General features: G+C 43.2%; 11 protein-coding genes. 2 read left to right on the top strand and 9 right to left on the bottom strand.

What is annotated here, in order from left to right; translation table 11 throughout:
* Window positions 1-77: 77 nt before the first annotated feature.
* Together NDN13_RS07050 and NDN13_RS07055 are read left to right on the top strand one after the other, a co-directional pair.
* The gene (locus NDN13_RS07050; RefSeq protein ID WP_251117718.1) at window positions 78-794 is read left to right on the top strand and encodes an enoyl-CoA hydratase/isomerase family protein; all 717 of its coding nucleotides are present in this window, start codon (window positions 78-80) and stop codon (window positions 792-794) included.
* Between the two features lie 36 nt (window positions 795-830).
* Window positions 831-1,658, top strand: a complete 828-nt coding sequence (locus NDN13_RS07055; protein ID WP_251117719.1) for an SDR family oxidoreductase — start codon at window positions 831-833, stop codon at window positions 1,656-1,658.
* Between the two features lie 65 nt (window positions 1,659-1,723).
* Here the strand turns inward: NDN13_RS07055 and NDN13_RS07060 are convergent, their stop codons facing one another.
* The 9 genes from NDN13_RS07060 to NDN13_RS07100 all read right to left on the bottom strand — a co-directional run bounded on the left by NDN13_RS07060 (window position 1,724) and on the right by NDN13_RS07100 (window position 12,789).
* A complete protein-coding gene (locus NDN13_RS07060) occupies window positions 1,724-2,995 on the bottom strand; it encodes a Glu/Leu/Phe/Val family dehydrogenase (RefSeq protein WP_004654197.1) in 1,272 nt (423 codons plus the stop codon).
* A 32-nt stretch (window positions 2,996-3,027) separates the two neighbouring features.
* On the bottom strand, window positions 3,028-3,948 hold the full coding sequence (gene hutG, locus NDN13_RS07065; RefSeq protein ID WP_251117720.1) for a formimidoylglutamase: 921 nt from the start codon (window positions 3,946-3,948) through the stop codon (window positions 3,028-3,030).
* A gap of 34 nt (window positions 3,949-3,982) precedes the next feature.
* Window positions 3,983-5,188 carry an imidazolonepropionase gene (gene hutI, locus NDN13_RS07070; RefSeq protein WP_251117721.1) on the bottom strand — a complete coding sequence of 402 codons (1,206 nt, stop codon included), beginning with the start codon at window positions 5,186-5,188 and terminating at the stop codon, window positions 3,983-3,985.
* A 51-nt stretch (window positions 5,189-5,239) separates the two neighbouring features.
* The gene (locus tag NDN13_RS07075) at window positions 5,240-6,652 is read right to left on the bottom strand and encodes an amino acid permease (RefSeq protein ID WP_251117722.1); all 1,413 of its coding nucleotides are present in this window, start codon (window positions 6,650-6,652) and stop codon (window positions 5,240-5,242) included.
* A 64-nt stretch (window positions 6,653-6,716) separates the two neighbouring features.
* A complete protein-coding gene (gene hutH / locus NDN13_RS07080) occupies window positions 6,717-8,255 on the bottom strand; it encodes a histidine ammonia-lyase (RefSeq protein WP_004806245.1) in 1,539 nt (512 codons plus the stop codon).
* A gap of 84 nt (window positions 8,256-8,339) precedes the next feature.
* Window positions 8,340-10,016, bottom strand: a complete 1,677-nt coding sequence (hutU, locus tag NDN13_RS07085) for a urocanate hydratase (protein WP_159415151.1) — start codon at window positions 10,014-10,016, stop codon at window positions 8,340-8,342.
* A gap of 238 nt (window positions 10,017-10,254) precedes the next feature.
* Window positions 10,255-10,836 carry a HutD/Ves family protein gene (locus NDN13_RS07090; RefSeq protein WP_251117723.1) on the bottom strand — a complete coding sequence of 194 codons (582 nt, stop codon included), beginning with the start codon at window positions 10,834-10,836 and terminating at the stop codon, window positions 10,255-10,257.
* The gene (gene hutC / locus NDN13_RS07095; protein WP_251117724.1) at window positions 10,833-11,585 is read right to left on the bottom strand and encodes a histidine utilization transcriptional repressor HutC; all 753 of its coding nucleotides are present in this window, start codon (window positions 11,583-11,585) and stop codon (window positions 10,833-10,835) included. Before hutC ends, NDN13_RS07090 begins: the two co-directional genes overlap by 4 nt.
* A gap of 148 nt (window positions 11,586-11,733) precedes the next feature.
* Window positions 11,734-12,789 carry a Rieske 2Fe-2S domain-containing protein gene (locus NDN13_RS07100; RefSeq protein ID WP_251117725.1) on the bottom strand — a complete coding sequence of 352 codons (1,056 nt, stop codon included), beginning with the start codon at window positions 12,787-12,789 and terminating at the stop codon, window positions 11,734-11,736.
* Between the last annotated feature and the right edge of the window lie 18 nt (window positions 12,790-12,807).

Consider the following 12,807-nt stretch of genomic DNA (forward strand, 5'->3'; position numbering starts at 1 on the left):
CACACCTATTGTGCGAGTGTTTTATTCGAAATAATGACTGCAATCAATCAACCATCGCAGAATGAGGAAGCGCTTCAATGACCACCATGACGCTTGATCAACAGCAGTCTATTTATGTTCTCACCTTAACCAATGGCGATCAGGAAAATGTCTTAAATCAAGATGTGCTGAATGAATATATCGAGATCTTTGATGAAATCGAGCGTCATTCGCATAATGCTTGCCTAGTCATTCAAAGCGACCATCCTAAAACATTTTGCAATGGCTTAGACCTCGCTTGGTTAATGCAGCAATCCATGCAAGATAAAAAAGCTTTTACCTTAGAACTGGAAAATATGCTACTGCGCTTGGCCTTACTCAACTTACCAGTGATTGCTGAGATTAATGGCAATGCTTATGCAGGTGGTGCAATCTTGGCATCTGCATGTGACTTCCGCTTGATGCGGGCAGACAAAGGACGTTTTTGCTTTCCTGAAGTCAAACTGACCATTCCTTTTACTGACTGTATTGCAGAAATTGTGCAACTCCTTCCCAATCAACATGCCATTTGGGAAATGTCATTGACAGGCAAATCCATGACTGGGATTGAGTGCTTAGAGGCGCATGTGGTTCATCAGATTCATCCTGCTGAATCATTAAATGCTGAAGTCTTTAAGTTTGCTGAAGAGATATCACAAAAGCATCGTCTAACCTACGCCGTGATCAAACGTCAGTTACGCCATCGCATTGTTGAGATTGCCAAACAACGACAGTTATACAATCCAGAAAAATTTGCACATCCTTTTATGATTTAACGACGTATTGATAAAAATTAAATATAGGACATCGACATGAGTAATATGCAGGGAAAAACCATTTTTATTACTGGTGGCAGCCGAGGAATTGGCAGAGCCATTGCGCTGAAAGCAGCACAAGCTAGGGCAAATGTTGTCATTGCGGCAAAAACCGAAGTGGAAACAGCCAAATTAACAGGCACGATTTATAGCGTCGCTGAAGAGATTGAAGCTGCTGGTGGTAAAGCACTGCCCTTACTGTTAGATGTGCGAGATGAACATCAGATCCATGCTGCCATGCAACAAGCAGCCAAAAACTTTGGTGGTATTGATGTATTAATAAATAATGCAGGTGCGATTGCACTCACAGGTGTCGAAGCCACTTCATTAAAACAATATGACCTGATCCAAAGCATTAACCACCGTGCGACCTTTATTTGTGCGCAAGCCGCTTTACCCTATCTCAAACAAGCAAAAGATCCACATATTTTAAGCTTATCGCCACCTGTGAATATGTCACCAAAATGGTTAGGCATGCTCTCGCCTTATGCCTTGTCTAAATATGGTATGACCATTCTGACTTTGGGTATGGCAGAAGAATTTCGTCACTATGGTATTTCCTGTAATACGCTATGGCCTGAAACTTATATCGCCACAGCAGCAGTGTCGAAGAACCTAGGTAAGGAAAATACGCGTCAATTGAGTCGTAAACCTGAGATCATGGCGGACGCTGCTTTTGCAATTTACAGTACGGTCAAAGGTGAACTAACGGGACAAAGCCTCACTGATGAACAAGCACTGGCACGGATCGGGATCACTGATTTCACTCACTATGCCTGTGTCAGTGGCAACACCCAGCTACAAAAAGATTTCTTTCTTGATTAATTCAACAATAAAAAACGACCTTAAAGTTTACACCTTAAGGTCGTTCTGATGATATTCAGCCAGTATTAGCCTGGGAAAATACCACGCTCTTTACGTGCTTTTAAGATACGCTCACAACCCAAAATGAAGGCTGCTGTACGTAAAGTACATTCTTTTTCGCTTGATTTGTGCCATACATCGTTAATGGCTTGAATCATCAACTTATCCAGTCTTTCATTAATTTCTTCTTCAGACCAGAAGTAGCTCGACATATCTTGAACCCATTCGAAGTAAGATACGGTTACACCACCTGCGTTACAGATCACATCAGGTACAACAGTGATACCACGTTGAACCAAAACATCATCCGCTTCAGGGAATGTTGGGCCGTTCGCGCCTTCAAGCACTAACTTCGCAGTTAATTTTTGAGCACGTTCAACTGTGATTTGGCTTTCCAATGCAGCAGGGATCAAAATATCCATCTCTACATTCCAGAACTCTTCATCACTGATCACTTGCGCACCAGCAAAGCCACCCACACCTTGGTGAGTTTCCATGTGAGTTTTTAATGCAGCAAGATCGATCCCTTCAGGGTTGAAAATCGTACCTGTGTGATCTTGAATCGTCACAATGATCGATTTCGAGTCTGCAAACAAATATGCAGCTTCGCTACCGACGTTACCAAAACCTTGAACCGCAATTTTCGCACCGTCTAAAGGTAATTTGATTTTTTCAGCAACTTGTTGACCTGTGATAAATACACCACGGCCTGTTGCTTTAATACGACCAAGAGAACCACCGAGGTGTACCGGTTTACCCGTTACCACACCCGTCACTGTATGACCTTGACCAGATGAATAGGTATCCATGATCCAACCCATTACATTTGGATTAGTACCCACGTCTGGTGCAGGGATATCTTTTTGTGGGCCAATGATATGGCTGATTTCACTGGTATAACGGCGTGTTAAACGTTCTAATTCACGTGGTGAAAGTTGACGCGGATCAACACGGATGCCACCTTTTGCACCGCCAAATGGTAAATTTACCACCGCAGTTTTAATTGTCATCCATGCTGAAAGAGCCATTACTTCATTTAAATCTACATCTGGGTGATAGCGAATACCGCCTTTACCCGGACCACGTGACAAGTTGTGTTGTACACGATAACCTTCAAAATGACGAATTGTGCCATCGTCCATAACAATTGGCACGTCGACAATCAAAGCACGTTTTGGGCGCTTCAATGTGTCCACATAGTCTTCTAAACCATCTAGATATGGAGCAACACGCTCGATCTGTTCAAGATAAGTTGCCCATGGACCGTCATTTTGAGAGACATAAGATAAATTAGACATGTTTTAACCTTTTGATGAATTCACATGATCCATCAATCAAATATGTAGTTAAAAATTATATAAGCGGCTAATTTGGCAGTTCTACTATCCAAATCAAACCGTGGATTACATTCCGCCACATCAAAAACTTTAATCTTTCCGGTTTCCTTAATGGCCTCTAGTAATGGGTCAAAGACGGATAAATCAATCCCTTTAACCGCAGGTGCGCTTACACCTGGCGCAATGCTAGCACTAAATACATCAAGATCAACTGTAATATACAAATAGTCAACTTTTCCGGTAAAAGCTGTCAACTTTTCGATTAAAGTTTCAACATTTTGTTGCTGCAACTCATAATCGTAAATATAAGTACAATTCAGCCGATCTGCGGTTTCAAATAAAACCTTGGTGTTTGAATGTTTCGCTACGCCAATGCACAAATAATTAAATTCTTGTTGATGCTGTTCAGACAGTTTTGCTGCATTTAAAAAAGGTGTGCCAGAAGTCACCTGTTCAGCTTCACGCAAGTCGAAATGTGCATCGAAATTGATAATGCCGATCTTTTTATTCGGCTCATGATTTTGCAGATATTGAAACAGACCTGAGAAGCTACCAAAAGCCACTTCATGACCACCACCTAACACAATCGGCTTCATGCCCTGTTTGAGGCTTCTTTCAACTTGTTCAGCCAATTCAGCCTGTGCTTGTTCCAGTTTTGAGCCGTCACAGACCACTGTGCCAATATCGGCAATCGTGACTGGTTGATGCACAGGTAAATTGGCCAATTGCGCACGAATACTGTCAGGTGCATCTGCTGCACCCAAGCGCCCTTTGTTACGCTTAACGCCCTCATCCGAGCTAAAGCCAATCAAGGCATAATCAGCTCGTGGCGTGGTATTGACGACTTGGTGAATCCTTAAGTGTTCAGCACCCTCACCATCTTTACGTCCTTGCCATGTAAATGAATGATTCATTATGTCTAGCGTCCTTTAAAAATGAGCTTCGCTGTTAGATTGAGATTTCATTGCCATGCTGAATAATCCGCTTCGGTAAATCGCCACCCAACCAGTAAACAATCTCAGATGGATGCTCAATATCCCAAGCAATAAAGTCTGCAACTTTACCTGTCTCTAAAGTGCCGTGAGTCTCTTGTAAACCCAATGCATGTGCCGCGTGCGTTGTCACACCTGCCAAAGTCTGTTCAGGTGTTAGACGGAATAAGGTACTACCCATATTCATCATTAAGCGTAAAGATAGGGCTGGTGATGTGCCCGGATTTAAATCACTGGATAGCGCAATGCGTACGCCATGTTGACGCAAACTGTCTAAAGGAGGATATTTGGTTTCTCTCAAGAAATAAAATGCACCCGGTAATAACACCGCCACCGTTCCCGCAGCAGCCATCGCCTTGACATCATCCTCAGTCATAAATTCCAAATGATCTGCCGATAAGGCTTGATAACGTGCCGCCAAACTCGATCCGCCCAATGCAGACAGTTGCTCGGCGTGTAACTTGATCGGAAGATTTAAAGACTGCGCTGTTTTAAATAGACGTTCGACTTGGGCTGGCGAAAATGCCAAATATTCACAAAAGGCATCGACTGCATCAACCAAACCTTCTTGATGCAGTTTTGGCAGCATCTCATTGCAGATATGCTCGATATAAGCATCACTTTGATCTTGATATTCAGGTGGTAAAGCATGCGCTGCTAAGCAAGTACTGCGAACTGTCATCGGCAAAGTTTCTGCAATCTGACGAATCACACGCAGCATTTTCCGCTCATTGGCATAATCCAGACCGTAACCTGACTTAATCTCAATGGTAGTGACACCATCTTTAAGCAAGCAGCGAACTCGTTTCAATGCTGATGCAAGCAACTCTTGTTCACTGGCTTCACGCGTAGCACGAACCGTACTGGCGATCCCACCACCACTGGCTGCGATCTCAGCATAGCTGACACCTTGCAGGCGTTTTTCAAACTCAACACTACGGTTGCCACCAAACACGCTATGGGTATGACAATCAATCAAACCCGGTGTGACCCATGCGCCATTCAAATCAATGGTTTCGGAATAAGCATCGGCAGGAAGATCTTCAAATGTTCCAATCCAGTGGATATGCTGCCCTGAAGTGACCATTGCAGCATGTTCAATACTGGAATATTGCCCATTTTGCATGGTGGCGATATGACAGTTTTTCCAAAGCTTTTTCATTCACAGTTCCTCTCACTGCTCAGGTGGGATGACACCTGAGCAGCTTGATATTTAACTTTCCATTTCGATGTTTTGTTGCATGCTTTGATTTTCTTTTACCGTGTTTTGCTTGGGCTTCACCCAAATGGTATAAGCAATCCAAAGTAAAACTAACCAGGTTGCGCCAACATAAATTGCAGGTCGTGAGTCTGGGAAATAGCCCATCATCGCCAAGATAAACAACATGAATGCAATTGCAAATGCAGGGGCATACGGCCAGCCAATCACGGGGAAATCGAGGGCTTTGATTTCTGCTTTAGACAACTTACGACGCATCGCAACTTGAGCAAGTAAAATCATCAACCACACCCAAACCGTAGCAAAGGTCGCAATTGAAGCAATAATGATGAATACATTTTCAGGAATCAGATAGTTCAGCAATACGCCGATCAATAACACCCCTGCCATCACCACAACTGTCATCCAAGGCACACCATTTTTGGAGATTTTTTGGAATACTTGCGGTGCTTGGCCACGATTCGACATACCATACAACATCCGTCCTGCACCAAATACATCACTATTAATAGCAGACACTGCGGCGGTAATTACGACGATATTGAGAACGGTTGCCGCAGATCCAATCCCAAGATTTTCAAAGATCTGTACAAATGGACTGCCTTGGCTACCAATTTGATTCCATGGGAAAATCGACATCAATACAAAAATCGTCATGACATAGAACAACAGAATACGTACTGGCACCGCATTAATCGCTTTAGGAATCGAGGTTTTCGGGTCTTGCGACTCACCTGCGGTAATCCCGATAATTTCAATCCCACCAAAAGCGAATACCACCACAGACAAACAGGCAACTAAACCAGCAATACCATTTGGCATAAAGCCATCGTGAATCCATAAGTTTTGAATGCCTGTGGTAAAACCACTATGATCCGCATGGAAGCCATAGAACATTAAACCTAGACCACCGACAATCATCGCAACAATCGCCGTCACTTTGACAATTGAAAGCCAGAATTCCAGTTCACCAAAGACTTTGACGTGAATCAGGTTAATTGCCCCCAAGAACATGATCAGCGACAGAATCCAGATCCAGCGCGGCACATCGGGGTACCAGAACCCCATATAAATCCCGAAGGCGGTGACATCGGCCAAAGCCACAATGATCATTTCAAAAACGTAGGTCCAGCCTGTGGTAAAACCTGCAAGTGGACCAATATATTGTGAGGCATAGTGACTGAATGAACCCGATACTGGGTTATGTACAGCCATCTCACCCAATGCGCGCATCACGATATAAATTGCAATCCCTGCAACGATATATGCGATTAATACAGACGGACCTGCCATTTTGATGGCTGTTGCCGAACCGTAAAAGAGTCCTGTCCCAATGGCTGAACCCAATGCCAAAAAACGAATATGGCGGGTGTTTAACCCCCGCTGTAATGTGGAGTGTTGTGACATTATAATCTCCAATCCTTGAGGAAATTTAGTTAGATTCGGCCACTCCATGTGACCGATTTATTGATCACACTTCAGACAAACTCGGTAATAGCTGTGGAATGAGTAATTCGTTCAAGCAGCCACTTGCAAGCAATTCACTCGCTTGCTCAATATCTGGCGCAAAGAAACGATCCTCACTGTAATAAGGCACTTGATCACGCAGCACTTTACGCGCACGCTCAAGTTTTGGAGAACTTTTCAAACCTTCACGGAAATCAAGACCCTGACATGCCCCTAACCACTCAACTGCAAGAATGCCGCGAACGTTGTCAGCCATATACCACAAACGTTTGCCCGCATTCGGCGCCATAGAAACATGGTCTTCCTGATTTGCAGAGGTCGGTAAACTATCAACACTGGCAGGATGTGCAAGTGCTTTATTGTCACTTGCTAACGCAGCGGCTGTTACTTGAGCAATCATGAAGCCTGAGTTGACCCCACCATTGGCAACCAAGAATGGCGGCAATTGTGACATATGACGGTCCATCATCATCGAAATTCGACGTTCTGACAGTGAACCAATTTCGGCAATTGCCAATGCAAGGTTGTCCGCAGCCATTGCTACAGGTTCAGCGTGGAAATTACCACCTGAAATTACATCACCTTCAGCAGCAAAGACCAATGGGTTATCAGATACCGCATTTGATTCAATTGCTAACACTTCTGCGGCTTGACGAATTTGAGTCAAGCACGCCCCCATCACCTGAGGTTGACAACGAAGTGAGTATGGGTCTTGAACCTTGCTACAGTCTTCATGTGAATGTGAAATTTCACTCGATTCAGTCAGTAAGTCACGATATGCAGCAGCAACATCAATCTGACCACGTTGACCACGGACTTCATGAATACGTGCATCGAATGGCGCGCGTGAACCCAACATGGCTTCAACACTTAAACCACCACATACGGTTGCAGCAGCAAATAAATCTTCTGCTTCGAACAAACCACGTAATGCATATGCTGTAGAAACTTGTGTCCCGTTTAAAAGTGCTAAACCCTCTTTCGCAGCTAAAGAAATTGGCTCTAAACCCGCAATTTTAAGTGCTTCAACCGCTGGTAACCATTCACCTTTATAACGCGCTTTGCTTTCGCCTAATAACACCAAAGACATGTGTGCCAGTGGTGCCAAGTCACCTGAAGCACCAACAGAACCTTTTAATGGAATATGCGGATAAACTTCTGCATTGATCAACGCCAAAATTGCATCGATCACTTTACGGCGAATCCCCGAAAAGCCACGTGCCAAACTATTTGCTTTGAGCAACATAATCAGACGCACCATCGCATCATCGAGCGGCTCACCCACGCCAGCAGCGTGTGATAGTACCAAAGAACGCTGTAATTGCTCTAAGTCTTCTGGTGCAATTTTAGTTGATGCAAGTAAACCAAAACCCGTATTGATCCCGTAAGCAGTACGGCCTTCATTGACGATTTGTTCGACACAAGCAACACTCGCATTGATCCCAGCAGAAGCGCTGTCATCGAGTTTCACTTTGATTGGATTTAAATAAGCGTGGCGCAGATCTGCTAAGCTAAGTTTGCCGGGTTGAATTAGAAGTTCCATTATTGGCGTCCTGTTTTGCACTCTATTGTTCGCTTACGATGCTGCTTACACAATTGCAAAAAGCATCGTAATGTCCTTGTCTGTTTATTGTGTAATCATTGGCAAGTTCAAGCCTTGCTCTTTAGCACAATCAATTGCAATGTCATAACCGGCATCGGCATGACGCATCACCCCTGTTGCAGGGTCATTGGTCAATACACGTGCAATACGTGCTGCTGCCTCATCTGTTCCATCACATACGATCACCACACCTGAGTGTTGAGAGAAGCCCATGCCTACACCACCACCGTGATGTAGTGACACCCAAGTCGCGCCACCGGCAGTGTTGAGCAAGGCATTTAATAACGGCCAGTCAGATACGGCATCTGAACCATCTTTCATTGATTCTGTTTCACGGTTTGGACTAGACACTGAACCTGAATCTAGATGATCACGACCAATCACGATTGGTGCTGAAAGTTCACCGCTACGCACCATTTCATTAAATGCCAAGCCAAGTTTTGCACGTAAGCCTAAGCCGACCCAGCAAATACGTGCTGGTAAACCTTGGAAGCTGATACGTTCACGCGCCATATCTAACCAACGATGTAAATGTTCATCATCAGGAATGAGTTCTTTTACTTTGGCATCTGTCTTATAGATATCTTCTGGATCGCCTGAAAGTGCAGCCCAACGGAATGGACCAATACCGCGACAGAACAATGGGCGGATATAAGCAGGAACGAAGCCTGGGAAATCAAAGGCATTTGCTACACCTTCATCTTGTGCCATTTGACGAATGTTGTTGCCATAGTCAAAAGTTGGAACACCCATTTTTTGAAAATCCAACATCGCTTGAACGTGCTGCGCCATCGATTGTTTAGCGGCTTTAACCACAACTTCTGGTTCAGTTTTAGCGCGTTGACGATATTCTTCCCATGTCCAGCCAATTGGCAAATAACCATTCAATGGATCATGTGCGCTGGTTTGGTCAGTCACCATATCAGGATGTACACCACGACGAACCAACTCAGGTAAGATTTCTGCTGCATTGCCATGTAGTGCAATCGAAACCGCCTTACCTTCTTTGGTATATTTTTCAATACGCGCCAAAGCATCATCTAAATCAGTTGCTTGCTCATCGACATAACGGGTACGTAAACGGAAATCGATACTGCTTTGTTGGCATTCGATATTGAGTGAGCATGCGCCTGCAAGTGTTGCAGCTAAAGGTTGTGCACCGCCCATACCACCTAAACCAGCAGTCAACACCCAACGACCTGTCAAATCGCCGTTATAGTGTTGGCGACCTGCTTCTACAAACGTTTCATAAGTGCCTTGTACAATGCCTTGGCTACCAATATAAATCCAAGAACCCGCTGTCATCTGACCATACATTGCCAAACCTTTGGCATCCAATTCATTGAAATGCTCCCAAGTTCCCCAATGTGGAACAAGATTCGAGTTTGCAATCAAAACACGCGGTGCATCTTTATGGGTTTTAAACACACCCACAGGCTTACCAGATTGGACCAACAAGGTTTCATCAGTTTCTAAATTCTTTAGCGTTTCAACGATCTTATCAAAACATTCCCAGTTACGTGCAGCACGACCGATACCACCGTAAACAACAAGCTCTTTTGGATTCTCTGCAACATCAGGGTCAAGGTTGTTCATCAGCATGCGTAACGGCGCTTCTGTTAACCAGCTTTTTGCATTGAGCTTTGTACCACGTGGTGCGCGAATTTCTACATCACGAAATTTTGTTGTCGTTGTTGTCACAATCGGACTCCTTCCATTGAGTTTGAATCAGCAAATTAACCTGCTTTACTGTATAGCAATGTATTAACTTGTATATACATCCATATACTACACAAAACTTTTATATTGAAAAGATGCTTTTCAATTCTTTTATGAAAATAAATTACAAGTTAATGAAATAAATAGATTTATTTTTTGATCGGCAATAAAAAACACATACAACCTGTAGTCATATGTGTTTTAAGAAAAAGTGAAAAACTTAGATTTTTGTGAGTTCGATCAGACAAGTTTGTTTTAAATGCTCTGATTTTAAAACCAGTTTTTTCAATACTTTTTGCTGCTCTATTTTAAGGCTTTGCTGGTGTGCTAAACAAAAAACCTGCCGCTCCACTTCAATTTCTAATGGTTCTACACTCTGATTAAAAATAAAAATCAGATTGGCTGAACTGAAAATCTCAGTATTTGTTGGCTCAAAAATCCATTGATAGTGAGAACGCCATTTTTCAGGATGATAAATCAGATTAAAATCCCGAATCGGCCCATCGATTAGTTCACAACTGGTCGTGCTATCCCCACTGAATTGGGCAGATTCTAAAGTTTTCAAATGTTCTGAATCATCATCAATATTCAATACAATGCCAACACCCTCCAATACAGTGAGGATGCGCTGCATGCCATTAAACTTGGAAAAATCCCCCGAAGTTTTGACATCCGCCATGGAGATACGCCAATCAAACGCATCCAAACTGTCACCATCACTTCGGGCAAGCTCAATGGTATAACCTGCACCATTCTTCCACAGCATCTGTTTATAGTCAGCCGTGTCTAAGTGTTGAATCATTGGGTAAATTTACCTTCCAGATAATAACGGCTACCCGGATAGATCAGACGTGCACTAGAAATCAGTTGTTTATTCGACCATGTACGACGACGAATCAACAGACAAGGCTCAGTCTTATTCATTTTCAGCCATTTGCATTCTTGTGCTGAGGCTAGAATCGCGGTCACCACATGTTCACCTTCCGTCACAGGTGCTTTAGACATTAAATAAGCATTCGGTGTAATGCTTTTAAAGTCTTGTGCCAAGTAATCTGGAATCAACATCGGATCGACCAGTCGATCTTCGATCTGTACAGGCACATCATTTTCATAATGCACAATGATCGAGTGAAAGAGCTTTTGCCCTTCACGAATCTGCATCAGCATACTTTGTTCAGCATTGGCCTGAATCTGTTCCAGTACCAAGACTTCGGCATGATGCTTGTGGTTTCGGGCAATGATTTCTTCGGCAATATTATTGACATGAAACAAAGCGGTACGTCCTTGCCCCTCTGCAACAAAAGAACCAACACCTTGGATACGCACCAACAAACCTTCACTGGTGAGTTCACGCAAGGCACGATTCACAGTCATGCGACTACAGCCGAGTAAATTAACCAATTCACTTTCTGAAGGAATTTTTTTATTGACGGTCCATGTTCCTTCATAGATTTTTTGCGAAATCATTTGTTTCACACGCAAATACAACGGAACAGGACTATCTTCTTCTAAGGACAAATCTAAATCGTTTTGCTTTGTCGCTCTTGACATTGGCTAAAACTCATACTAAATACTATAAGTCATTGTATATTGAATTTAGTAAAATTGTATATACAAGCCTATACAAATAAACAATTTAGGTTTAATAGAAGATAAACAACTCCGATTTAATCTCTTAAATATCCCAAATTTATTTAAGCTAAACCGTATATCTTTTGCTTAACCCCCATTCAGCCAAAATACGGCGATACATGGTCGAAGAACGATCTGCTTCAAAATGTGCTTCCATACCAATATCTAAAGGTAACTCTTCTGGCTTTTGTGCCTCTACCATCTCTTGATCTTCGGCAAAAATCTGCGCATTAAAATCATAGACGGCCTGTAAATCCCCTGTGGTATCGAAATTACGGGTTAACGGTACAAACAAACGGGTCTTATTATGCGAGATAGGACAACAGGCATTTAAAATCTTGAGCACCCCGTCATTTGGGAAGTGAATGGTTAACACTGCTGAAAATGGCGGATAAACATCAAAGATCCGCTCCCACACAAAATCATCGGGTGCTAAATGTTGCATGCCATGCGGATAATTGCTGACATTACTGGTGTAGTTTGTATGCAAGCCATATTCAGTACGTTCAGTTGAATATTTAGGTACCACAGGATTATCTCGATCGGCAAAGGCCTGATGATGCACCCAAGCAAAGTGTGCCACATCAATAAAACCTTCCAATTGACGACCGCTTGAACCGGCAATATCCACAGAAGGCGGTAAAATGGCTTGATGCTCCTCCTGTGCCCATGTGTCTAATACAGGAAGATTCGCCAAACTTTCATCTCTGCCGAGAATACTGGTCCAGACCAAGCCATATTTTAAAACTACAGGAAACTTGGTCAGCGAAAAACGCTCTGAGATTTTAGTTAAATCAGGTTGAGCTGGGATTTTGCTGCATTTGCCATCTTCGTTAAAATGTAGCCCATGATAAGGACAAATCAAGGTATCTCCCTCAACCCAACCCTTACTCAAAGGCACACCACGATGCGGGCAAATATCCCGAGCCAAGTGAATCTGCCCTGTTTCGGTCTTATACAAAGCCAGATTCATATCCAATAAGGTGACTTGCTGTGGTTTGCTGCTCACATCGTCAATACGTGCCACGGGATACCAATGTTGTGCAAGAATCTGCCAATCCTGATCATCAAATTGGCTATGACATGGCTTATTTGGAAGATTGATGAATGGAATTGCGTTCATATCCTGTGCTCATTTTAA

The organism is Acinetobacter sp. C32I (assembly GCF_023702715.1).
Taxonomy (GTDB): Bacteria; Pseudomonadota; Gammaproteobacteria; order Pseudomonadales; family Moraxellaceae; genus Acinetobacter.